Source organism: Elusimicrobium sp., from assembly GCA_015062115.1.
Lineage (GTDB): Bacteria > Elusimicrobiota > Elusimicrobia > Elusimicrobiales > Elusimicrobiaceae > Avelusimicrobium.
This window is the reverse complement of sequence record SUVG01000001.1, coordinates 182940-207937: the sequence shown is the minus strand read 5'-3', so window position 1 is coordinate 207937 and position 24998 is coordinate 182940. Positions and strand designations below refer to the sequence as shown.

Genomic DNA, 24998 nt, shown 5'->3' with positions numbered 1-24998 from the left:
CCTTTTTAGTATTGGTAAAACTTCCCCTATATTATAATAAAATACTTCCAAAAAGGAAGGGGGAATCTGGACTTGTTCGTAAGAAGAATATAGGACTTATGGCCCTTGTGGGGAAAAACCAGTTTTTCTATACTATATCGTATGAGAAAAATATTGGCTTGTTTACTTATGTGTGTATGTGTATCGGTTGCCTGGGGGCAACCGGGGGTGCCGCTTGCCAAATTTTCTTCCGTTTTACAAGCAAAGATTCAGGCCTCGCATTTGATACAGCAAAACCCCGCCTGGGGACGGCTGATGTATATGCGTTTTTATTTTCCTCATAATACAATTTACGAAGAGCCCGGATTTTGGCAAAAACTTTTTTCTCCTTCTGCAGAAGAACAGGAAAGAGCGGTGGCTTTTTATTTGTTCAATATGTATGTGTCGGCCTCGGCCTATGGGGAATATGCCCCAACCCAATTAACCTTAGAGTATTTGGGCGCATTGGACAGGCTTTCTCTTATTCATAGTTTTGATGTCCGCAATGCCGAAAAATTTTATTTGCAACATAAGGACTCAATTAAAAAATATCTGCAGGAAATGTTTGCTTCCCACCCGTTTTTTCCCACCTATCATGGTAAAAACGAAGCAAACGATGCGCGGGAATTGGCCTTTATGCGTTTATTGTCCAAGGCTCCGCTTTTGGGAGGGAAACCCAGTTACCGTTTGCCCGTCAACAACCGCCTGCATGCCAGCGTGTCCGATAGAGATGTAAAATTTGTAAAAGATATGTTGCGCCGTGCGATTTTTAACGGGAAAGGTAAAGTAATCACCTACCAAACACCGCAAATGCGCCCCGAAGATGTGGATAACGGAGGGATTACTCCGCGTACTTCCCGCACCTTAAAAACCTACCGCTATGCTATTGAGGAGTGTACATATTGCAGTTATTTGTTCGGCAAACAAGTATGTGAGACGGTATCTGTCCCCAGTACCCAGTGGGGAGCGTTACGGGTGTACAAGATAATTGCCAAGGCGGAAAACGAAGAATTTTTGAAGTCCTCCGCGCCGGATGGGAACTTTATGCAGGCGGACGGAACCCCTGCGCTTAAGTGGCGTTATCATACGGCATCACTGGTGATTTTGAATCAAAACGGACAATATACGCCGTTGGTGGCCGATAAATTTTTGGCAGGGGAAACCCCCGCTTTATTAACCGATTGGCTTAACAAATTTTCAAGCAAGACTATTTTTTTCGCCGTACCTTTTGTGCGGGAGGCCGAAATGGAAAAAGCCTTCAAACACCCCGAGCGCAAGGTGGGAGATAAAGTAATGGTGGACGGAGTTCTGTTTGAGCCTCACCCCGTAATTCCTTAAAAATACCTAAAAAAGCCCTCCTTGCGGAGGGCTTTTAATTTAGCGGCAACCGCAGGAACAACTGGGGAAAGATTCTCCCAGAAAGTCAAACCCCAGGTTTTCCAAATCTTGTTCATGTTCTACTTCTTCTTCCAAAATTTTACGGATCATATTTCCCGTAATCATATCTTTTCCCTTCACAAAATTTAGAATTTTGTTATAAACTTCAATAGCACAGCGTTCGCCCTGTAAATTTTGTTTAAGAAGTTTTACCGCGTCCGGGTTTTCCGGTACTAAGTATCCGCAGGTGCTTTCTTCGTACCACCCTTCCGGACTGAGTACAGGCGTGCCTCCCAATTCTAAAATGCGTTTGGCTAATTTTTTGGCGTGATCCAGTTCCTCTTGCGCGTGTTCTTCCAATTCCGGTATCAAATCGGCGGCCATGGGCCCCGTGGCTACTTGAGCCCCTACCCAGTATTGATAATAAGCCAGCCACTCATCGCTGTAGGCTTTATTGAGCAGTTGAATTAACTCCTCTACATGCACTCCGGCTCTTTCTACAATTTCGCGTCCTTTCATTCCCATAATACTACCCCCTAATTTCAAACTGCTTCCGGGCTTATATCGGGCCCGGTGCATACCTTGAGTATATAAATTGGTTTGTTTGTCGCAAGCCGAAAAAAAGGGTTAGAAAAAACAGGGGCTTTCCAGCCCCTGCAGGTAATAAAAGAAAAGATTAAAAAGTCCCACCTACTACAAAGCCTATTTGGTTGCTGCCGTCTTGTAAGTTGTGGGTATAGTTAATTCCAATGGGTAGCGGAAACCGCCACAGTTTGTAAGTTAAAGTGGCTCCGGCTCCGCTATGTGGACGGTAAGCCCCGTCAGTATACACATAGGCAATTTCATAAAAAGGAGCGAGAGATAAAAGGCCTGTTTTGTTTCGCAAAATATAATAAATCCAGGTCGCAGCCGTGCCTGCCCCGCGAGAACCGCGGATATGGCGGTCGTAACGGCCGGCACCGCTTAACAAATCGGTTGAAAAAATTTCGTCACTAAACGAAGCCTTAAAAGCATCGGCGGCTTTGGCTTCCAAAACAAATAAATGGCGGCTTTTTGTTTCCAAAATCCAGGCCGCTTCGGCTTGTAATTTGGATAGGGTATAGTCGCTCCCCGTCCAACTTCCGCCTGCGCTGTAAGCCACTTCTGCCATATATCCGCTGCGTGCGCGGGGTAAGTCCTGCAGGCTTTTGGTTTTATCTGTCAGCCCATAACCGGAGAGCGCCCCCATATTGGCCCCGGGGCGGATATCGTCCGTCCAACGGAGCCCTGCCTGGATTTGATTGTGCAATCCGCCGTCAAACCCTTCTTTTCCATAGGAATAATAAATATATTGGGGTTTCACAAATGCGCGCAAAATGCGGTTAAAACGGCGGGTGTAGATAAGGGAAACGCTTTCTTTTTTGGTATGTACGGAACCAAGAAGGGCTGAAGCATATTCTTTTTCGTCATCGGTAGTGGAAAAGACACCGTAAGTGTTACTCCAATAATGGGAATAAAACCGTTGGTCAAAATTCAGTTTGGAATAATGGATAGAAAGAGAGTTGTCTGCCAAAACGGCCCCAGCCGCGGCGGAAAAACCGTCCGTACTTCCCCCGACAAAGAAGAAGGAACTTTCCCCTTGCTTAAATAAATTTCCGGCAGCCAATGAAACCCCGGCGGCATTTTTGCTCCCGCCCGATAAGAAAGCCATGGGAAAAATGTAGGAGCCGTCCTCGGCATCTATATGGATATCTACTTTATTTTCCGCGGAAGGGGAGGTGGAGAAAGATAGTTTCTTAAACACGCGCAAGCGGTGCAGATCGTCTTGTGCTTTATCAAAAAGTTCCGCATCAAAATTGTCTCCCGGTCTCAAGGGAAAATGACGCGTGAGCGTCTGCGGACTCATACGGGTGGTACTGGCCGTTATCTTGCCTACGGTGAGCTGTTGGGCTAAACAAAAGACGGGTAAACCCAACAGAAAAATAATTAAAAGAGATACTTTTTTCATATCTTTCTAAAGTATATAACAAAACCCTCCCGCGGGGGAGGGTTTAATTGTACTATTTTAGAAAGGAAGTCCCTTCGGCTTAAACCCAGCCTGAGCCGAAATTTTCGGATAGCAGTGAAAAAAGAATTAAGGCATATAGAACCCAAGCGACAATAGAGGAAATAACGCAAACCCGAAAAACCAACGGTTTTTTTGTCCCTACAATACAGAATGCCACAAAGGTTCCCAGATAAATAATACTTGCAGTAAACGGAGCGGCCAGTAAGCTGAGCAGGGAAAGCCAATCTATATAGGAATTTTCATGTCCGATCGCAATTCCCATTAAAGTGATTAACCAACAAAAGACGGCCGGTATAAATGTGACGCCCGTCGGTATCAGGGAATATAACAAACAGTGTCCGTAATTTTTCATAATAAGTTCCTTTTCTCTGTAGTTTTAATATAGGCCTTTTCCGCAAAAGGTTAGGAATGTCCTTTTGGCTATATATTATCATACATAAAAAAACCCGCCATTAGGCGGGTATTATTGTAAATGGCGGTGCTTCTAGTTTCCCTAGCACTATGCTGATTTTTCAAACAGGCAATAAACAGGCGAGAAATACTATTTTCCCTGTAAAACAGGGTAAATACAGGGAAAAGTAAGGGATTTATTTTAAATTTTAAAGATTTTTCTTGCTAGCACCCAGTATAAATTCCTCCAATTCCCTACAACCCAAAACAGGGAACAAGCAAGGAATTTATTTGTTTAACTTGTATTTACGGGCTTTTTTGGAGGGTTCTGCTACCACCACAAAACCTTGCTTTACCCACTTTTGCAGTAACTGCCTAGCCGTTCTGCCGGCAAAGTGGAACAGTTCTTCTATATCTTTAGACGTGATAAACTCTTTCTTTTCAAACAAGATGAGTGCTTGTTTTTGTCTTGCATCTAGCGCGTTAATGGCATATCCTTTACTTGCTCTTTGATTTGGTCTATTTTATAGAGCTTTTCAAGGATAGATTGGGTAATTTGGTAATTGGGATGAAATGTTATTGGCATATATTGGCGCTCCTATGTGCCATTATTATGCCATTAAATAAGTGAGGATGTTAAGAAAATATTTATAATAATACTTGAAAAATAAATAATTTATTAGTAAAGTATTTATATGAAAACAAATAAACCGAACTTACGTCCTTACGGTATCAATCCGGAAAAAGGACGTGTGTATGAAAATATTACGTATGTGTTGGCGCTGGTTTATAACCTGTTGCAAACGCGCGTGGAAAAATTCCTGCTTCCGCATGGTTTGTCGGCTGTGCAGTTTAATTTGCTGATGCTTGCCGCTTATCAAAATAATGGCAAAGGACTTAGCCAAGTGGAGCTATCCAAACGCCTCATTGCCTCGGCCAGCAATATTACTAAACTAGTGGAAAAATCAGTTCATGCCGGTTGGCTTACACGCCAAACAAATCCGCAAAGCCGTCGCGAAAATATTATTTGTATTACGCAAAAAGGGCAAAATTTGATTGATGAGGTATGGCCGGAATATGATACACTAGTAAGGGAATTGACGGAGAGGATTCCGTCTGCCAATCGAGCCCAATTTGAAACCATTTTATGTAATTGGTTCGTAACTTTACAAGAGGATAAATAATTATGTTTGCACTTCTTAAAACTTTCTTTAATCGTCCGTTTTTAGCTTTGTTTTGCACTCAGTATTTGGGTGCGTTTAATGACAATTTTTTTCGTACTGCTATGGCCACATTCATTACCTATAAGGTAACTAGTATATCGGCAGGGAGCAAATCAGTAATAGTTTCTTTGGCAGTTGCATTATTTATGTTGCCGTTTTTCTTGTTCTCGGCACTAGCCGGTGAACTGGCGGATAAGTTTCGCAAAGATATCCTTATTAAAGCCACTAAAGGGTTGGAAGTTGTTATCGTTCTTTTAGCCGGAGTTGGGTTTTTAACGACCAACGTACCGCTTTTGCTGGGTGTATTATTTTTAATGGGTACGCAATCCGCCTTCTTTGGCCCGGTCAAATACAGTATCTTGCCTGATATTTTAGGTGAAAAACAACTGATTGCCGGTAATGGTATTATTGAAGCGGGTACGTACGGCTCTATTTTGCAAGGCACTATTTTTGGCGGGATTATCATTGCCGCTAATGAATTGTGGTTGCCTGGCATTATTTTAGGGGTAGCTATATTAGGGTTGCTTGCCAGTTTGTTCATCCCGGCTCAAAAACCGGCCAATGCGGATTTGAAGATAGATAAAAATTTCATCCGCAGTACATGGAAGAATATGGCGTTTGCTAAGCAGAACCACGATATTTTCCTTTGTATTTTGGGGATTTCCTGGTTTTGGATGTTGGGCACGGCGTTGATTGCCCAAATGCCTTCCTTGGCACATGACATCTTAAACGGTACGCCCGGTTTGTTTACCTTCCTTTTAACTCTTTTTTCCTGTGGAATCGGGTTGGGCTCTTTGCTTTGCCAATTTTTGGTAAAGGGGGAAATTACCAGTAAATATGTGCCGATAAGTGCCCTTTTGATGACGGTATTTTTGGCTGATTTGGCTTGTGCCACTGCCGGCTATATTCCGGCGGAAACGGCCCTGGATTACAAAGCCTTCTTAATGACTTTTGCCGGCAAGCGTATTACCTTGGATTTACTCGGCTTTGCGGTGTGTGGCGGGCTCTATATTGTGCCGCTTAATGCGATGCTCCAGTTTTTGGCTACGGAGAATACCCGCTCGCGCGTGATTGCTACAAACAATATCATTAACTCCCTTTTTATGGTATTGGGTAGCGGTTTGTGCGCGGGGTTGTTGGCTATGAAATTTACCATTCCTGCCGTTTTCGGTGTGATTGCGTTTGCTAACGCGTTAGCTGCCATTTACATTTGTGGTCTATTGCCGCATCATATTATCCGTATGATTATGACGCGGGTATTAAACTTTGTGTACGGTGTGAAGGTAAACGGGATTGAACATTGGAAAAACCTGCAAGGCAACGCTCTAATTATTGCCAACCACACTTCCTTTTTAGATGCTGTTTTGTTGTGGGTGTATCTGCCGGGAAATTTGTATTTTGCCATTGACACTTATGTCAGCCAAAAATGGTGGGTAAAACCCTTTTTGCACTTGGTAAAATACTTCCCGATTGACCCCACCAACCCGATGGCGGTAAAGTCCATTATTGAAGAAGTAAAAGCCGGTAAACGGGTGGCTATTTTCCCCGAAGGGCGTATTACCACCACAGGCGGCCTTATGAAAATCTATCCCGGCCCGGCCATGATCGCCGACAAAAGCGACGCCCAGTTGTTGCCCGTCTGTTTGGAGGGGAGCCAATACTCGTTATTTTCGCGCTTTGGTACGCAATTAAAAACGCGCCCGCAGAGCAAAATTACCATTACCATTCAATCGCCTAAAACCTTGAAACTTGACGAAAGCGTAAAAGGGAAGGCCCGCCGTTTGGCAGCTGCCCGTGGACTTTACGATATCATGGTCAATATGAAGTACGAAGCCGGTAATGCACAAGAAACCTTGTTTGATTCTTTGATAGATGCGTACAAGTTAGTGGGCCGTAAAAAACGTATTATCAATGATGCTACGCGCAAGCCGCTTAATTTTGGGCAATTTTTAACCGCTGTATTTATACTAGGGAAGAAAATTGCTAAACATCAAAAACCAGGCGAAATGGCGGGTTTTTTACTCCCCAATATGACGTCCAGTGTGGTGGCGTTCTTTGGTATGCGTGCTTTTAACATTACGCCTTGTATGCTTAACTTTTCTACGGGTGTGAAAAACATGCTTGCCTGCTGTAAAGCCGCAAAAATCACAACCATCTTTACTTCCAAATTATTCCTGCGGCAAGGTGGACTGATGGAAACAGCGGATGCTTTAAAACGGGCGGGTTTTCAACTGGTGTACTTGGAAGATTTGAAAAAGGAGATTTCTGTTTGGGATAAAATAATTGGTTTAATGGCATCTTACTTCCCAAGGCGGTACTACAAAAAAGTGCGTGGCAATGTAAGCCCCAAAGATCCAGCAGTGGTACTTTTTACCTCCGGAAGTGAAGGAACCCCCAAAGGAGTCGTGCTCTCACACGAGAATATTCAAGCCAATCGTTTGCAACTGCAAAGTGTGCTAGATTTTGGGCTTAAAGACCGTGTGTTTAATGCAATGCCTATTTTCCATTCCTTCGGTTTAACGGTAGGCACATTGTTGCCAATCTTGTGTGGCGTTCCGGTATTTTTCTATCCGTCTCCGTTACATTACCGCATTGTGCCAGAGCTGGTTTATGATAGAAATGCCACTATTATTTTTGGAACGGATACCTTCTTCAGCGGTTACGCCAAAATGGCTCACCCGTATGATTTCTATTCTGTGCGTTTAGCGGTGGTGGGAGCAGAAAAACTAAAAGAAGAAACTATCCGCAATTACTATGACCAGTTCGGTTTGCGCATTATGGAAGGATACGGAGCCACCGAAACGGCCCCTGTTATGGCCGTTAATACTCCCATGTACTTTAAGCGGGGCAGTGTGGGCCGTCTGTTACCGGGCATTGAATATAAGTTGGAACAAATCCCCGGTGTGGAAGAGGGAGGAAAACTGCTTGTCAAAGGAGCTAACATTATGGCTGGGTATCTGCGCGATAGCAACCCCGGTGTATTAGAGCCTCCGCAAGGCGGTTGGTATGATACAGGCGACATTGTGCGCGTGGATGAAGACGGTTTTGTGTTTATTCTAGGTCGTGCCAAACGTTTTGCTAAAATTGCGGGCGAGATGATTTCTTTAACCGCTGTTGAAACGGAAATCAATGCGCTGTGGCCCGACAAAACGCATGCGGTAGTCAATATTCCCGATGAGAAAAAAGGTGAACAACTGGTGCTATTTACCACAGAACCTACCGCTGAACGCGGAGCCTTGCTTGCCGCTTTCAAAGAGAAAGGCCTTAGCGAACTGGCCGTGCCCAAAACGATTCGTGTAGTGGAAGAAATTCCGCTTATGGGAACCGGGAAGGTAGATTACGTAAAACTTAAAGAAATGGCTACATCCAATGAATCTGTTTAAGAGATGTTGGTATTCAAGTTTTATTACACTTATCACGCTTGTATATTTTCGTAAGATTTCTTTTTATGGAAAAGAAAATATACCGGCTGAAGGTTCTGTTCTTTTTATCGGCCTGCATAAAAACGGTGCGGTAGATGGTTTTGTATATCATCGGGCATTAACCCCGGTGGTATTTATGTTGGCAGCGCAACTGCGGCGTAACCCGGTTGTCCGTCTGTTTTTTGACGGGATAGAAGTTACACGCGACAAAGATAAAGGCGTACGTAGTAATATCGCTGCACTGAAAAAGTGTATTTCATTTTTGGAAGAAAACGGCCGTTTATTCGTTTTTCCGGAAGGTACAAGCACTTTGGGCCCCCGTCATTTGCCTTTTAAGGAAGGGGCGGCTATTTTGGCTTCCCGTTTCAATTTTGAAAAGGGGAAATCATTAACGGTGATACCTTGCGGTGTATTTTATGATGACCCAACACATTTAGGCGGCAGGGCAGAAGTGGTGGCAGGAAAACCCATCGTTTTTACTCAACCGGTAGACCGTAAAGAAATTCACCGTTTATTTACAGAAGCACTGGAAAGAATGGGTATAGATTATGCAGATGAAGAAGAACAGCGCACAATACAACAGGCTGCGGTGTTGTTGTCTTTATATGGGGATGTCCCCTATCACATTTTCCTGCGCAAAATTTACGAGGATAAGGAATTATATAGACAATCAGCTGATATATTAGCTCAATTAAATCATGCGGGACTCAAATTATATAAAGGAGTGCCGATTTTCCCGCGTTCAGTGATAAATAGCGTATGGACGTGGTGTATTACGGTGCCTTTTGTATTATATGCTTTTTGTTGGAATCTACTTCCGGTATTAGCGGGATATTTTTGCTCTAAAAAATTTGCTGATGATAACAACGTGATTTCTCTGTGGAAAATTATTCCCTCTTTCACGTTATGGTTATTACTAACGGTTTTAGAACTTGTGTTGTTCCCCAAATTAACCATACTGTCGTTGGCTGTTTCTTTACTGGGCTTTATTGTTTACGGCGCCTGGAAAAAGCATACGATTAGTTTATACAACTGGCTGCGTTGTCCAAAAGGTATGAAAAAATTTAATGAGTTGCGTAAGAATTTGTATGAAAAAATTATTCACTAAAATTTTACCTCACGAACTATTATTTAATTTGTTTTTATTCATTACGGCTCTTCGGTTGTGGTGGATGACTGGATTTTCTGTTAATAGCGTATTATATACGTTACTCCCCTTGGTGTTAGCTTGGTATGGCTATGTATTTCGCAATCAATGGAAATGGCGACTGGTAATTTATTTTGTAGTAATGAATTTAGTCTTTGGCAGTTTGGGAACAATTTCTCCGCTTATCAATCCGCAAGGTAAAATGGATACCCTTTTACAGCATTGGGATAATTTGCTTATTGGCGGTAATTTATCCGTATGGTTAACGCCCTATATGCGCACGTGGATGACGGAAATTTTAGCGGCCTGTTATATGCTGTTTATGATACAACTACCCGTAGCATGTATTTATTATTTGTTTCAGCCGCTTAAAACAGCAAAAGGTTTTTACGTGGGGTTGTTTAGTTTGTATGCTTTTGGCTTTATGGGATATTTACTCGTTCCGGCAGTGGGTCCTTATTTGGCTATGTCAGATGTTTTTGGCGGACCTATACAGGCAGGACCCGTAATGGATTTTTTGCATTATATGTACCCTAAGGGGACAAACTATACGGACGTTTTCCCAAGTTTACATTGTGCGGTTTCTTTGTTTATTTTACTTTTTGATTCCAAATATCATAAGTTGCGGTTTTGGGGATATTTGGTGCCTTGTGTTGGGTTATGGATTTCTACGGTGTATCTGCGGTATCATTATACGGTAGATTGTTTGGTCGGATTTGTATTAGCAATTACCATGTTCTTATTTGCTGAGTACTATATGAAACATTGGGAGAAAAATTGATATGAAAGATATTTTGTTATTCACGGATGAACAAGCCCAAAACATTGCTTTTAGCGGCGGAAAAGGAGCTAATCTATCTAAAATGACGCGTGCCGGATTTCCGGTACCGCAAGGATTTATTGTAACGGCACAGGCGTATAGCCATTTTATTGCGCAAGCAGATTTTCTGGATAAAGAAATCGCACGCTTTGATTATACTCATCCTCAAAAATTAGTTAAACAAACAGAAGCCCTGAAAAAGAAATTAGCCGGCTTGGCTTTGCCGCTTTCTTTGCGTAAAGAAATTCATCAGGCATTGGGCAAATTTAAGAATATCAAAGCGTTTTCCGTACGTTCTTCTTCTACGATGGAAGATTTATCGGGAGCGGCCTTTGCCGGACAGCACGATACTTTCTTAAATTGCGTCGGAGAAAAAGAAATTGAAGATAAAATCAAGCAATGTTTCCTCTCTTTGTGGCATGACCGTGCCGTTGCTTACCGCCATAAACAAGGGTTTAACCAGCACGATACTACCATGGCGGTAGTAGTGCAGCGGATGATCCAGGCGGACACGGCCGGAGTCGGTTTTTCTATCAATCCGGTAAACGGAAATGTGCATGAAATTTTAATCAATGCCAACTACGGATTAGGCGAATCTGTTGTGAGCGGAGAAAGTACTGTAGATCAGTTTATTGTATCCAAAAAAGATAGCCGTATTCTGCAGAGCTCTGTGGCTGAAAAAGAAGAAAAAATTGTTTCACTTGCTCGCGGTACAAAAACAGTAAAATTAAGCGGTAAGGAAGCCTTAAAACCCTGCCTAACCGATAGTCAAATTAAACAAGTTGCTGCTTTAAACGCAAAAGTGGAAAAACACTATGGTTTTCCGCAAGATATTGAATGGGCCTTCCAAGGACGTCAATTATTTTTACTTCAAGCTCGTCCCATTACTACCTTGCCAGCCCGTTGGACGCGGGATGAATCTGCAGAACGTTATCCAAGTGTTATTACTCCTTTTACTTGGGATTTTGTGGAAAAAGCATTTCATATTTCACTTAATCACTCTTTCCGTTTGATGGGGCTTCCTCCTTTTGAAGGAAAATGGTTTGCCATGTTCGATAATTATATTTACGGTAACCAAAATGCCGTGTGGCTCTATATGGGGCAAACACCTGTACAAATTGCCAATTTGGATGACTTACGAAGTAAAATTGGTTTTTTAAAGGACCGTTTTTCCTACGTCCAAGAATTGCCTGTTAAGTGGACGCGTAATTTGGACACCTATTTGCTCGGTATTGGGGCCTTGATGTCAGAAGATTTGTCTAAGAAAAATGTTTCACAAGTGTGGGACTATCTGCTGCGGGTGGCGGATTTGGGAACAAATTATTTCCGTCCGAATATTGCTATTTCCATTACACAAGCGCTTTTGTATAAGATGTTTTTGTATTTCATTACATTGGCGGTGGGGGAAACTGAAGCCAAACACTTATTTCCCTTGTTGATTGCTACTACTGAAACAAAAACAAATTTGGTAAATACCGAACTGTATGGGCTAGCACAACTTGCCAAAAAAGATAAAGCTCTTTTAACGTTGCTTTCCAAAACACCTTCCCGGGATATTATCCAAAAACAAAGTCTAAAGAAATTCCCGGCTTTTGACAAAGCATTTAGCAATTTTTTAAGCATGCACGGGCATCGGGAAACAGATTTTGATTATTACGTTCCTACTTGGGTGGAAGCGCCTTGGGTGGTGTTGGATAATTTGAAACTTATTATCACTACTCCGCAAACGAAAACACCTTTGGAAAAGGAATATGAAATCAAAATAGCCAATCAGGCAGCACAAGCTCAATTATTTAGTAAATTGCCACAAGATTTACATTTCTTTTACTATGAAATATTGCGTTTGGTGCGAGCGTATACTTCGCTAGATGATATTGAGCATTATCAAACGACGCGGCTTACCTTACCTATCCGGAAAGGAACTTTGGCAATGGGGAAACTGCTAAAAAAAGCTGGAATTGTTAAAGACCCGTATGATGTGTTTTTCTGTCATATGGATAGTTTGCAACAATTTGTAGAGGGGAAATTAACAAAAGCGCAATTAAAAGAAGTAATTTCCACGGAAAAAACCTCCTATTTGAAAAACAAGGAACGTACCCCCGTATGGGATTTACAAGCTGAAGAAGCCACCCAAAATTCATCTAATTCTTCGCAAATGACGGGGTTGGCCGGTAGTCCCGGTGTGGCCGAAGGAAAGGTATTTATCGTGCACTCCACCGAAGATTTTGCCAAATTCCCTAAAAATGCGGTATTGGTAGCCCGAACCACCAATCCGGCATGGACACCGCTTTTTTATAATGCGTGCGCTCTGATCACAGAAAGTGGCGGGCCCTTATCGCACGGGGCTGTTACGGCGCGTGAGATGAAGTTGCCGGCAGTTATGTCGGTACGCAATGTGCTTAAGACGCTTAAAAATGGTCAAAAAGTACGTGTAAATGGGAGCAAGGGAATTGTGGAAATCGTAAAATAAGAGTGTTATATATTAAAATACCCCAGCGGAAAGCTGGGGTATTTTTGTAAGTAGAAAGGGGGTTATTTTTTGCTTTTGCCCCAATTAAAATAAAAACAAAACAATACACAGGAAACTATAGAGCCCAGCGTATCCATCAGCATATCTTTTTGGGCATCCCAAATATCACCTTGCGAGCCCAAGAAAGCCAGCCCGGCTGAGCCGCCGTCAATTTCAGCATATGTCCATTCCACCAGTTCCCAAAAGTTTGCAACTGCCATAATAAACACAACGCCAAAGAAGGCTGCCCACTTAAAGGACGTGATAATTTTTTTGCGCCACAGAAATTCGCTGACTAAAAATCCGCTTAGACCAATGGTAAAATGGGCCACTCGGTCGTAGTGGTTACGCTCAAATCCAAAGAGTTGGGTTATATAGTCAAAAGGTACCCGCTCAAAGGTATAATGGGCTCCTATAATTTGCAGAAAACAAAATAAGAACATCAAGAAATAGGCTAAATTGGAAAATTGAAATTTTTTATAAGTACATACAAAAAGAAGGACTAAGAATAGGGCGGTCAAAAATTCAGTCCACCATACTTGTATGTCATAGGGAGAACAGGCAGACCAAATAGTCTCTGCAAATAAAATGAATAGAAGGGAAAATAGAAATTTTTTGTTTTTTATCATAGTACTGATATTATACATCAAAATGATGAATTATAGCTTTACCGATAAGGAGTTATAGGTATGAAGAGGTGTGTAATGATGAAGCCTTGTCTCTCTTTCTAGCGGCCTCGGTCGGCATAAAAAGAGAATTTTTGCCGAAAATTTCACAAACACGCAAAAAACCACATGCTGAAAGTGGCGCACAAAAAAATCCCCGTCGGAGCCAAACTCTAACGGGGATTTATGCTATAAACTCAAAACTAAAATACGGAGCCGACGAGATTCGAACTCGCGGTCTCTGCCTTGACAGGGCAGCGTGTTAACCAGGCTACACCACGGCTCCATTTACTTCTCAAATTCTTTCGTACATATATTGTAACTTAAAACAGGGCACATCGTCAAACAAATTTTTAAGAAAATAAATTTTTCGACGGAGGAGTTAATTAAACTCACCCCATAAAATTTGTTCAGGTTCCAGTTCTATGCCATGTTTTTCCTGCACTTTTTTGCGCACTTCGTCCATGAGAGTTTTGATGTCTTCAGGCGTGGCATGATTGAAATTGACAATAAAACCGGCATGTTTTTCGCTCACTTTGGCCCCGCCGATAGATAATCCCCTTAAGCCGGTATCATCTATCAGCCGCGAAGCATAATCACCCACCGGACGCTTAAACACACTCCCGGCGGAAGGCAAATCGAGCGGTTGCTTTTCTATGCGTTTATGAAGCACGGTGTTGCGGGCGGCAATCAGTTGTGTAAAATCGCCTTTTTGCAACTTAAAAGAAGCGGAAAGAACAATATAGTTCTCGATACCTTCCACTTTGCGGTAGGCATATTTAAGGTCTTCTTTTAATAAAGTGGCGGGGCGACCTTCAAAATCAATTACATCGAAGTATTCCAGACAATCAAAGGTTTCTTGTCCAAATGCGCCGGCGTTCATGTAAACGGCTCCGCCGACACTTCCGGGAATGCCCGATAATTTTTCCATGCCGCCCAGACCCGCTTCGCAGGCTAATTCACAAACTTTATCCAAAGCGGCGCCTGCTTCGGCTTTGATGTTTTCTCCTTCGCAAAAAACACGATTCATTTGCTTGGTGGAGCAGACGATTCCGCCCAACCCCTTGCCGCTTACTAAAATATTGGAACCGAACCCGATGATGCGCAGAGGGATATTCTCCGTTTGGGCCAGTTTTAGAACAAAACTCCATTCTTCGCGCGTTTGGGGGTAAACATATACTTCGGCCGGGCCGCCTACCCGATAGGTAGTGTGGCGGGCCATGGGTTCGTCCAGCAGGCAACGATCAGCGAAGAAATTTTTGAGTTCTTGTTTGTAATCCATAAGAAATCCTAGAAGTTAATACCCACCCCGCCTTGAAAACCGTGGTTGTATTTGGTGTAAGTGTATGCTCCATATACATATACAAGCGGTAACGGGTGGAAATTGACCCCGGCGGTATAGCGCACAACACCGTCGTCCGTTTTATATCCGGCGAGATAGTTTTTAGTTTCCATTTCGCTGTAGTCGTACCCAATACCTACATAAGGCGTAAGGAACAATACATTTACGGAAGCCGAGGCAGAGGCGGAATAGTGGTTCCCGTCATAGTAATCGGTTTTATAGCGGTCGTAAAAAGCCGAGGCGGAGAGGTTGATTAACGCCAAAGAACCGTGCCATTTCAGCCCGCCGCCGATAGATTGGAAGTCATCATAAGATGTTCCGCGTAAGGCTACTCCCATGCCCAAAATCGGGATTTGGGTTTCGGCTGTAATAAAGGGAAGATACTGATAATCGTCCCCGGAAAAAGAACCGTCCGAGGTTTTAACAGTTGATACCGAAGCCCCTACATCAAATCCGGGGAAAGAGACCCCCTTCCCGGTATGAAAATCGGCTTGTCCTATCAAGGTGGAAATGTCGCGGTTGTAATCGGCAAAACCACTAGTATTAAAACTACCTGAAAAGTCACTGTTCATACCTGCAAAAAGCGGCGTTGCGGCAAAAGCAAAAAGTACGGCTAACAACAATTTTTTCATGAGTCCTCCTGTTGCGGATTTGAAAGATATATAATATGATAGAAAAAGCGGGGCGCTCGTGCAACCCACCTAATGAAAAGTTTTGTTTGTTTTTATAAAGGAGAAAATGTATGGTCAGTGAACTTGCAGGAACATTAACGAAACAAAAAATTGATGTAGATTTATTGCGTAAAGAATTTTATGAACCTTCCACAACACCTGTTCCTGTAAAATTCGGTACCTCCGGTCATCGCGGAGTACTCGGTGCCGGTTTTTGTGCGGCTCACGCGCGTGCTATTGCTCAAGCCGTTGCCCGTATCCATTTGGAAAACAGCATCATGGGCCCCATTTTGGTAGGAGGAGATACGCGCCTTATGTCGCACGATACGGCCCTTATCTGTGCCGAAGTGCTGACGGGGAACGGTCTTCCCGTTATTTTGCCGGATATGCCGCTTCCGACTCCCGTTTTTTCGTATGAAATTATCAGTGGCCGCGCTTGCGCTTCCTTAAACGGAACTGCCAGCCATAATCCTCCGCAAGACATGGGGCTTAAATACAACCCTTCCAACGGCGGCCCGGCCGATTCTTCCTTGACCTCTCTTATTGAAAAATACGCCAATGAATACATGGCCAAACCCGAAGAAATCAAAAGCATTTCCCTGGAAGATGCCCGCAAATGGGGGCTTATCCGCCAAGCCGATTTGGTAACCCCTTATGTGGAAGCACTTTCTCGCTTTGTAAACTTTGAAAAAATTGCTTCTTCTCCGTTGAAATTTGCCGTGCATCCGTTGGGTGGCAGCAGTTTGGCTTTTTATAAAGCGATTAAAGAAAAATATCATTTGGAAAATTTGGATATCGTGGACGAAACCCAAGACCCGACTTTCCATTTTATTCCGATAGACCACGACGGGAAAATCCGCATGGATCCCTCGTCCAAATATCCCATGAGCCCGCTGATTGATTATGTGAAAAGCGGTAAATACGATTTTGCCGGTGCCAGCGACCCGGACGCCGACCGCTTCGGCTGTGCCACCCAAAAAGGCGGTTTAATCTCGCCGAACCATGCGCTTTGTGTAATGGCTGATTACTTAATTCGTCACTTCCGTATTCGCGATGCACACTCCCTGGGACGCACCTTGGGCACGACTTCGTTGTTGGATCGTATCGCCGACGAACATGGCATGAGACTTGATGAAGTAAATGTAGGTTTTAAGTATTTTGTGGAAGGCATCGTTCGCCGCAGATATGTACTCGCCGGTGAAGAAAGTGCGGGTATGTCCGTCAGCGGTTGGACTCCGGAAAAAGATGGCATTTTGGCTGTTTGTTTGCTGATGGAAATTATGGCGGCGGAAGGCGATATCGCCGACTTGTATGCCAAAATTACCGAGAAACACGGCACTCCGTACTATGTGCGGGTAGATGTGCCCACCGATGATGAAACCAAAGCGCGTGTAAAAGCCTTGCGTGCTAAAGATTTTGCGGAAGTGTACCAGGTTGCCGGGGAACGCGTAACTCGCGTGCGGGATACGGACGGTATCAAAGTTTATCTGCAATCTTCTTGGTTTTTGGTGCGCCCGTCCGGCACGGAAAATATTTTGAAAATCTATGCCGAAACTTTTGTCAGCCAAAAGCATTTGGAAAACCTGATAGAAGAAGCCAAAGGTTTGTTGAAATAGAACGGGAATCTTTGAGATAAAAAGGGGAGAAACCGATTTGGTTTCTCCCTTTTTTTAGACTGATAAATTAAGAGGCTCGGCGGTCTAACACATAGTAACTGCCGCCCTCGTGTTTTTTGGCTAAACATTTTAATTCACTGCCGATGTTGCTGACCATGGCAAACGAGGTGAGCGGTTTTTTGGTATTGTGTACCACGCCGATACCGATGGAAAGAAATTTGAATTTTTCCGTTTCTCCCCGGCGGTTAGTGGATACCATGTAACCGTTTTTGCGGTCTTCTTCATTATAAAAAGAAGGAGCGATTTGATCGGTTTTGGAGGCAATTTCCTGCGCGATGGCTTCGGCTTTATCGAACGCGCAGACAACAATAAAATCATCTCCGCCGATATGTCCTACAAAAGAATTGGGGTCTTGTGTGGCGGCGGCTACAATAATTTCGGATTCCGTTTTAAGCACGCGGTCTCCGGCTTCAAACCCGTATTTATCGTTAAAAGACTTGAAGTTGTTTAAGTCGCAATACAACACGGCAAACGGTTGCCCGGCGGCAATTTGGTTTTCCACCCGTGCTTGGATAGACGGGTTGCCCGGCAGGCGGGTAAGCGGGTTGCAGTCCATTTTTTGTTTATTGCGTTTTAAGAGTAATTTTACGCGCGCTACAATTTCGTCTTCGTCGGCCGGTTTGGTTAGGTAGTCGTCGATATCCAACCCCAAGCCTTCCAACTTGGTAGATTTATCGGTTACAGCGGTAAAGATAATAATAGGCGTGTGTAAATACCCGGTGCGGCTGCGCACTTCCTGCACAACCTCAAACCCTGTTTTTCTCGGCATTTCGTAGTCCAAGATAAGCAAATCCGGGTTTTCTTTATAAGTTTTTTCAATGGCTTCCTGTCCGTCTTCTGCTTCCACAACGGTAAACCCGGCAGAAGTGAGTATTTCGGATACCAAAAAGCGAATTGCGTGCGAATCATCGGCTAAAAGAATTTTTGCATTGTGTTCCATAAGGATATTAAAATAAATATTTCTATGCCTGGCAAGGGTTCCTTTTCGTATAATAAACGATATGACTTATACCATTTTATTTATTGGCCTTTTGCTTTTTTTAGGGCATGTTTTTTCTTCTTTGTTCGAAAAAACCCGCCTGCCCGATGTGTTGCCGCTGATGTTTTTGGGCATTTTGTTGGGCCCTGTTTTTCACTTGGTGGAACCAAGCGATTTTGGCGAGGCGGGCCATATTTTTACTACCTTGGCACTTATTTTGGTTTTATTCAAAAGCGGGCTTAATTTTCGGTTGTTATCGCTTCGCGGTGCGGTGGGGCAGGGTTTTTTTCTTACCACGGTTTGCTTTGCTTTGGTGATGTGCACCACGGCTTTTTTGGCATATTTTATGTTGGATATTCCCCAAACTTATGCCTTTGTAATCGGGGCCATTATAGCCGGGAATTCCCCTGCGGTAATCGTGCCGATGCTGGCTAAATTGCGTATTACCAAAACGACCAAAACCATTTTGTTTTTAGAGGCAAATTTAACGGGTGTTTATACGATTATTTTAGCCTTGGCCTTTCTGTCGGCAGCGCTTCACGGGGAAGCCGTCTCCGCGCAGAAAATTGCATGGGACGTGGCCAAATCTTTCGGCATCGGCTCCGTTTTTGCGGTATTGGCCGGGATTTTTTGGATGGGTATTTTGAACCATGTTCGCCGGTTAGAAAATGCTGTTTCCCTTACTTTTGCTTTTGTGTTACTGGTGTATAGTATCAGCGGGCTTATCGGGGCGGACGGAGCAATTGCCACCTTGTTTTTTGGTATCACAGCGGGCAATATGCGCCTGATTCGACGGGCGTTTTTGCACCGGTTGGATATCCGGCGCCTTTTGTCCTTAAATAAAGGGGAAAAAAGTTTCTTTGATGAAGTGGAGTTTATTTTTAAGACGCTCTTTTTCGTGTATATGGGTATTTGTATGCGCTTGGGGCGGGAAGATTTACTTTTGTTGGGGCTTTTTTTGGTATTTGCCAAGTTTCTGTTTCGCACGCTTCCGGTCAATTATTGTATTTCGCGTCAAATCCCGCGGCAAGACTGCTCCGTTATCTTGGCTATGTGTCCCAACGGGCTTGTCAGTGCGGTTCTCGCGGCTATGATTGCCGTTCAACTTCCCGAGAGCGGTGCCGTGATACAAGATGTTATTTATGCGGTCATTTTCTTTAGTGTGTTATTTTCTAATTTAATGTCTTACCGAATCGAAAAAGGCGGATTGAAATGGGTGGGGAGAATTTTTTTCCACCGTCATATTTCTTTGGAAAATACGCATGCTCCGTCGCTTCCCCAACCAGAAAACCAACCATAAAAAAACCACCTTTTCAGGTGGTTTTCTAAATTTTACCGGCATAGAAGTGAAATGAGGCCTCTTTTGGATTCGTTTATAGAGCGTGCCAAAGAGATACGGATACTTCGTCAGCACTTGGAAGAAGCAAAAGAAATTCAGAAACGTATGGAGAATTCTGATTTTGTTTACGTAAAAACAGGAATTCTAACTTTTTAAATGGAGCTAACTTAAAACAAGTAAGGTTGATGGATTGTTTTATGTATATGATTGTGTTCTTTCTGATTTAGTTAAAATATATTAAGTGTTGTGTAAGTGAACTTAAAAATTACATCATCTCCCCTATACAAAATGCTTTTTGGTATTGCATTTCTCGTCTAAAAATAAATGTTATAATAGGTGTATGATTAGAAAAATAATTTTTTTGTGTTGTTTTTGTTTGGTTAGCCTGTGTTCATTAGCAGGAGAGATAACTATTTCTAATTATAAAGGCTTTATTGGAAAGAAAATCAAGTTTGCAGATACAATTTCCAAAGGAGAAAGATATAAAATTGCAAACAAGAAATTTAAAACCAAGGCATTTGCCGGAAAAACTTTAGTTATATCCAATATCGAATTAGATAAAAGAGAAAATTTAGTTCTTCTTTTAACTATGGAATTGGAAAAAGGCAAAACAAAAGAAATAAAAGTTAAAACAAAAACACAGGATGTGGAACTGGAAAACATCAAAGTAATATGGCCTAAAATTAAAAGACAGGTCTCTCAAGCTAAAATAAACCGATATACTGAATATACCAACCATGACGATTTTAGCGGTGTTTGGTGGCTAGGTGTTTGGTGGCTAATAATACTTTTGGCTCTTTTAGGTTTTTTCTGTTGCTATATATTTAATTGGATACAAGACCGTAAAACTTTGGAAGAAATAACAGAAATAGGAATAGGTGAAAAATCTGAAGAACGCTTAATTTTGATGTTAAGAAATCTTGGATATTCTGCCGAAGACATCTATCACAACCTGTACATACCATTAAAAAATGGGAATTTTTCTCAAATAGATTTACTGCTTTTGACATCTGTGGGTATTATTGTCTTTGAGGTAAAAGATTATAGTGGTTGGATTTTTGGTAAAGGCAATCATAATCAATGGACTCAAGTGCTAAATTATGGAAAGGAAAAACACAGATTCTACAATCCAATCAAGCAGAATGAAAAACATATATCCAATTTAAAAAATTATATTGGTAAATCTATTCCTTGTTTTTCAGTAATTGTTTTCTATGGAAACTCTGAATTAAAAGATATAAGTTTTATTCCAAAAGACACTTATATTGCTAAACCAAGACAAATTTCTAATGTCCTAGATAGAATTTTGGCAGAAGATAGATCCGTGTTTTATGATATAAATATCAAAAAAAGACTATCTCAAGCCGTAGAGTATGGAAGAAATGATTTCATCAAAACCAAGCATATTGAAAATATTAAAGACATGAAAGGGGAAGACAGACTTTATCGTTAAAATTTGATTGGCGTTAATTTCTACATAACTGAATAAATCTATCTATTGCGTCAAAATGCCTGCAGGCCGGGCTCGCGGTTTTTGCCTTTCACGGAGTTTCTCCGCTCAAACAAAAACATCGTTGCGCCTTTCAAGTCCTTACGCGCATATAGCAGTTTATGCGCTCTCTGCGGCAAAATAAAAAACCACCTTTTCAGGTGGTTTTCTAAATTTTACCGGGGAAGGGACTTGAACCCTTAAGCCCGTGCGGGCAATAGTTTTTGAGACTATCCTGTATACCAATTCCAGCACCCCGGCATGAAATCGTGTACATTTATTATAACAAATTTACACGCAAAAGCAAACTTTTATTTTTTTATTTCGTTTTCTAAATATAAAATAATCCCCCGTTTTTGGACGGGGGATAAGAAAAAGTTTATTTGGTGCGTTTTTCCAATTGTTCTTTGAATTCCGTTTCCAAAGAGGGGCTGAAACCTTCCCATGTTTTTACAATTTGATGTTTTTTATCAAACAAAATAGCATGGGGCAAGCCCGATACACCCAACGCTTGGGCAGCGGCACCGCCGGCATACAAAGATTTTACGGTAAATTCGTGTTCTTGGGCTACTTCTTGCACGGTTTTGGCATCTTGGTCTACAAACACGGCTACAATTTCCGCTTTATCGCCATAGGCTTCGGCGGCGGCTTGAACGGCGGGCATGCTCTTTTTGCAATAAGGACACCAAGACCCCATAAAAACCATAATCATGGGTTTGCCTTTGTAATCGGCCGATTTCCAAATGACTTCTTCTTCGGCGACAACAGGCAATTCTACATCACCCAATACCGGAACTTCCGGAAGGGGTTTGAACATACAGGCACCGGCAAATACAGCCAGGGCAACAGTCCATAACAATTTTTTCATAGATTCTCCTTTTTACGAAAACCGCCCTGTAAGGGCTCTGTATATGATAGAATACAAAAGATGGGTAAAATAATCAATTCTTTGAGCCGCGTATTGGGAGAACGGGTGGACATCATGTTGATGCCTCGCCTGAGTTCCCCTGTTAAGTTCAAAGTGCGTGTGGTTACGTTGCTGTTAGCGGGAGTGGCGTGGTTGGCGGTAACCCTGTGCGGATTTTTATTTTTTATCCGCGGGTACGACTATAATATCACCAAAGCCGACAACGAACTCATGCGCGTGAAAATGAAATTGATTGCCGACGAGTTGGAGCGTGGCCGTCGTTATTTGGAGATGACCCGCACCACCGATACCCAAATGCGCCAAATGCTGGGTATGCCGGGCGGTAAATTTATTAACCTGCCCAAAGGGTGGGAAGATGCCAAAGCCAAAGAAGATGCCCGCGCCCAGGAACTTTTGGGCAAAGATTTGAAAGATTTAGATGCCGTAGAATTTGAAAAATACATCGATTCAATCGAAGAAACTGCCAAAGCGCGCCTGGCCAGCTTCCAGGAAATCGCCTGGTACTTTGCCAACCGACGCGAAGGCTTAAACTCCACTCCGTCTATCCGTCCGTCCACGGCGCGGATTAGTTCGGGTTTTGGCTACCGGTTGGATCCGTTCGGCCGACGCACCACCAAACGCCACAACGGGTTAGATTTTGCCGGCAAGCCGGACAGCCCCATTTTTGTAACGGCGGACGGAGTCGTGCGTCACGCGGGGTGGGTGCCCAGTTATGGGCAGGCTATTTTGGTGGATCACGGTTTTGGTTATTCCACCCTTTATGCCCACGCCACGGATATCCGCGTAAAAGCGGGAGATGTGGTAAAACGCGGGGCGGTAATTGCCACCATGGGCTCGAGCGGTCGTTCTACCGGCACGCATTTGCATTATGAAGTGTGGAAGGACGGCCAAGCCGTTAATCCGCGAAACTATTTTAAGTAATTTTTAGGAGGACGTATGGGATTTTTGAAAAAAGACTCTGATTTTTCTTCCGGCGAACATTTTTCTGTTGTGAGCGCGGAATGTTATTTCCAAGGGACGCTGAGCGTGCAAGGTTCTTTGCGCGTGGACGGCACCTTGGAAGGTTCTGTGGATAATGCCCGCCACGTAATCGTGGGTACGGACGGCAAAATTGTGGGAGATGTAACCGGAAAAATTGTGGTTTGTGGAGGCGTGATTGAAGGAAATGTCTGTGCCGAAATGTTGGAAGTATTGGCTCAAGCCTCTATTCAAGGCGATATCCGCGCCAAAAAAATGATTGTAGAAGAAGGCGGCCGCATTGACGGACAATGCAAAATCGGCGGTGGGGAAGAAACTGCTACCGACGAGCCGGAAGAAGATAAATAACTAGGGAGCGAAAAATATGATTTCGTTTTTAATTACACATAAAAAAAGTATTCTCATCATCACCTTGGCTTTCTTTTTAGGAAGCATCGTGTACTTGGGCGCAGATGCCTATAGCCGCGGCGATTTCAGTTCCGTAGCCGCCCGCGTGGGTTCTCAGGAAATCGAAAACCGCCTTTTGTACCGCGTTACCGAAGACCGTGCCCGTATCCTTCGCAACCAAGGTATCGATGTGGACGAAAATATCCTGAAATTTTTACGCCAACAAATGTTAGCCTCTTTAATCAGCGAAGAAGTATTGAATCAGGCCGTCGAAAAAGCGGGTTTGAGTGTGTCCGATTACGAAGTGGCTTACGAAATTCAAACCTCGCCGTTCTTTGCACAAAACGGGCAATTTAACAAGGCTGCTTACGAAGCTGCTATCAAACAATCTACCGGTTTAACACCGATGGAATTTGAAAACCAACTTCGCCGCGGTGCTTTATCCAACCGTTTCCGCGGGGTGTTGTATTCTTTTTACAAATTGACTCCCGCCGAAATCAAACATGCCTACCATGTGCAACACGGCAATATGAAAGATTTTGAAAAGAATAAAAAAGATTTTGCCAACCAGTTGATGGATAGCAAAATGGAAACGGCCCAACAAGGGTTCTTTGATGATTTCAACGAAAAAGTAGAAATCGAAACCTTCTTACAGGACTAGTCTATGGCGAACGAAATATTAGTGGTAGGGTCGGTTGCTTTTGATACGATTGAAAATGCCAACGGGCATGTAAAACGCGTGTTGGGCGGCGCGGCCAGTTATTCTTCTATTTGCGCCAGTTACTATGCCCAGCCTTCCATCGTGGCCGTGGTAGGGACTGATTTTACCGAAGCCGATCGTGCGCCTTTTGTTAAAAGAGGCGTAGATTTGACGGGACTGGAAATTAAAAAAGGCAAAACCTTTCATTGGGGCGGCAGTTATGATAAAGATTTCAACACGGCCGTTACCAAGTTTACGGACTTAAATGTTTTTCAGGACTTTAACCCCGTTTTGACTGCGGAACAGAAAAATGCCAAGGCCGTATTTTTAGCCAATATCGATCCGGAACTTCAACTTTCCGTATTGAAGCAGGTTAAAAAACCGCGCTTAGTGGCTTGCGATACCATGAATTATTGGATTTCTTCCAAAAAAGAAACCTTAATGAAGGTTATTAAAAAGATTGATATTCTGTTCTTAAACGAAACCGAAGCGCGCCAATTAACCGGGGAATATAACCTGGTAAAAGCGGGCCGCCTGCTTTTGAAACAAGGTGTAAAATACGCCATTATCAAATTGGGTTCCAACGGTTCCATGTTGGTAAGCAAAAAAGGTATTGCCCAACTTCCGCCGTATATTTTGGAACATGTGCACGATACCACCGGTGCAGGTGATACATTTGGCGGTGGTTTTACCGGTTACCTGGCCAGCCAAAAGAACTGGAACACCTTGCAAGCCATTAAACGCGCCATGATGATTGGAAACGTGATGGCTTCGTTTACGATTGAATCTTTCAGTGTGGATCGTTTGGCCAATTTAACCCGCCGCGATATTAACAAACGCTTGAAGGAATATACTTCTATGCTTAAATTTTAAGCTTGGAATTTTTAATAT

20 protein-coding genes and 2 tRNA genes are annotated in these 24998 nt (G+C 43.0%); 13 read left to right on the top strand and 9 right to left on the bottom strand.

Annotated elements, in window-relative coordinates:
- Positions 1 to 141: 141 nt before the first annotated feature.
- The gene (locus E7027_00940; protein MBE6420704.1) at positions 142 to 1356 is read left to right on the top strand and encodes a hypothetical protein; all 1215 of its coding nucleotides are present in this window, start codon (positions 142 to 144) and stop codon (positions 1354 to 1356) included.
- 39 nt (positions 1357 to 1395) lie between these two features.
- Here E7027_00940 and E7027_00935 read toward each other — a convergent pair whose 3' ends face one another.
- Positions 1396 to 1920 (bottom strand): ferritin, encoded by a 525-nt coding sequence (locus E7027_00935; GenBank protein ID MBE6420703.1) that lies wholly within the window; start codon positions 1918 to 1920, stop codon positions 1396 to 1398.
- Positions 1921 to 2071: 151 nt separating this feature from the next.
- Complete coding sequence (locus E7027_00930; protein MBE6420702.1) at positions 2072 to 3382, bottom strand: hypothetical protein; 1311 nt, start codon at positions 3380 to 3382, stop codon at positions 2072 to 2074.
- Between the two features lie 1145 nt (positions 3383 to 4527).
- Between E7027_00930 and E7027_00925 the strand changes: the two genes are divergently transcribed.
- The 5 genes from E7027_00925 to E7027_00905 are packed head-to-tail and all read left to right on the top strand — an operon-like array spanning position 4528 to position 12914.
- A complete protein-coding gene (locus E7027_00925) occupies positions 4528 to 5016 on the top strand; it encodes a MarR family transcriptional regulator (protein MBE6420701.1) in 489 nt (162 codons plus the stop codon).
- Between the two features lie 2 nt (positions 5017 to 5018).
- The gene (locus tag E7027_00920) at positions 5019 to 8438 is read left to right on the top strand and encodes an acyl-[ACP]--phospholipid O-acyltransferase (GenBank protein ID MBE6420700.1); all 3420 of its coding nucleotides are present in this window, start codon (positions 5019 to 5021) and stop codon (positions 8436 to 8438) included.
- Positions 8425 to 9585: a hypothetical protein gene (locus E7027_00915; GenBank protein MBE6420699.1), complete on the top strand. Its 1161-nt coding sequence runs from the start codon at positions 8425 to 8427 to the stop codon at positions 9583 to 9585. The genes E7027_00920 and E7027_00915 overlap by 14 nt, the downstream gene beginning before the upstream one ends.
- Entirely contained in the window at positions 9545 to 10405 is an 861-nt protein-coding gene (locus tag E7027_00910) for a phosphatase PAP2 family protein (protein ID MBE6420698.1), read from the top strand. Before E7027_00915 ends, E7027_00910 begins: the two co-directional genes overlap by 41 nt.
- A 1-nt stretch (position 10406) precedes the next feature.
- Positions 10407 to 12914 (top strand): phosphoenolpyruvate synthase, encoded by a 2508-nt coding sequence (locus tag E7027_00905; protein ID MBE6420697.1) that lies wholly within the window; start codon positions 10407 to 10409, stop codon positions 12912 to 12914.
- 62 nt (positions 12915 to 12976) lie between these two features.
- Here E7027_00905 and E7027_00900 read toward each other — a convergent pair whose 3' ends face one another.
- The 4 genes from E7027_00900 to E7027_00885 form a co-directional block, all read right to left on the bottom strand.
- A complete protein-coding gene (locus E7027_00900; protein ID MBE6420696.1) occupies positions 12977 to 13582 on the bottom strand; it encodes a DUF2238 domain-containing protein in 606 nt (201 codons plus the stop codon).
- 247 nt (positions 13583 to 13829) lie between these two features.
- Positions 13830 to 13904 (bottom strand) — tRNA-Asp (locus tag E7027_00895).
- Between the two features lie 96 nt (positions 13905 to 14000).
- Entirely contained in the window at positions 14001 to 14900 is a 900-nt protein-coding gene (gene murB / locus E7027_00890; protein ID MBE6420695.1) for a UDP-N-acetylmuramate dehydrogenase, read from the bottom strand.
- Between the two features lie 8 nt (positions 14901 to 14908).
- Positions 14909 to 15592 carry a hypothetical protein gene (locus E7027_00885; protein ID MBE6420694.1) on the bottom strand — a complete coding sequence of 228 codons (684 nt, stop codon included), beginning with the start codon at positions 15590 to 15592 and terminating at the stop codon, positions 14909 to 14911.
- 110 nt (positions 15593 to 15702) lie between these two features.
- On the opposite strand from E7027_00885, the gene E7027_00880 reads away from it, so the two are divergent.
- On the top strand, positions 15703 to 17247 hold the full coding sequence (locus E7027_00880) for an alpha-D-glucose phosphate-specific phosphoglucomutase (protein ID MBE6420693.1): 1545 nt from the start codon (positions 15703 to 15705) through the stop codon (positions 17245 to 17247).
- 67 nt (positions 17248 to 17314) lie between these two features.
- Here E7027_00880 and E7027_00875 read toward each other — a convergent pair whose 3' ends face one another.
- Positions 17315 to 18247 (bottom strand): response regulator, encoded by a 933-nt coding sequence (locus E7027_00875; protein MBE6420692.1) that lies wholly within the window; start codon positions 18245 to 18247, stop codon positions 17315 to 17317.
- 61 nt (positions 18248 to 18308) lie between these two features.
- Here E7027_00875 and E7027_00870 point away from each other — a divergent pair, with 61 nt between their 5' ends.
- The gene (locus E7027_00870; GenBank protein ID MBE6420691.1) at positions 18309 to 19586 is read left to right on the top strand and encodes a hypothetical protein; all 1278 of its coding nucleotides are present in this window, start codon (positions 18309 to 18311) and stop codon (positions 19584 to 19586) included.
- Positions 19587 to 19965: 379 nt separating this feature from the next.
- Positions 19966 to 21078, top strand: coding sequence for an NERD domain-containing protein (locus tag E7027_00865; protein MBE6420690.1), 1113 nt, complete (start codon positions 19966 to 19968; stop codon positions 21076 to 21078).
- Positions 21079 to 21291: 213 nt separating this feature from the next.
- On the opposite strand, the gene E7027_00860 is transcribed toward E7027_00865, so the two are convergent.
- A tRNA-Leu gene (locus E7027_00860) sits at positions 21292 to 21375 on the bottom strand.
- 118 nt (positions 21376 to 21493) lie between these two features.
- Entirely contained in the window at positions 21494 to 21982 is a 489-nt protein-coding gene (locus E7027_00855) for a TlpA family protein disulfide reductase (protein ID MBE6420689.1), read from the bottom strand.
- Between the two features lie 60 nt (positions 21983 to 22042).
- Between E7027_00855 and E7027_00850 the strand changes: the two genes are divergently transcribed.
- From E7027_00850 to E7027_00835, 4 genes are read left to right on the top strand one after another with little or no spacing between them, the layout of a single operon-like run.
- A complete protein-coding gene (locus tag E7027_00850) occupies positions 22043 to 22963 on the top strand; it encodes a M23 family metallopeptidase (GenBank protein ID MBE6420688.1) in 921 nt (306 codons plus the stop codon).
- Between the two features lie 15 nt (positions 22964 to 22978).
- Positions 22979 to 23368 (top strand): polymer-forming cytoskeletal protein, encoded by a 390-nt coding sequence (locus E7027_00845; protein MBE6420687.1) that lies wholly within the window; start codon positions 22979 to 22981, stop codon positions 23366 to 23368.
- Between the two features lie 16 nt (positions 23369 to 23384).
- Positions 23385 to 24068: a hypothetical protein gene (locus E7027_00840; GenBank protein ID MBE6420686.1), complete on the top strand. Its 684-nt coding sequence runs from the start codon at positions 23385 to 23387 to the stop codon at positions 24066 to 24068.
- A gap of 3 nt (positions 24069 to 24071) precedes the next feature.
- Positions 24072 to 24980: a sugar kinase gene (locus E7027_00835; protein ID MBE6420685.1), complete on the top strand. Its 909-nt coding sequence runs from the start codon at positions 24072 to 24074 to the stop codon at positions 24978 to 24980.
- The last annotated feature ends 18 nt before the right edge of the window (positions 24981 to 24998 follow it).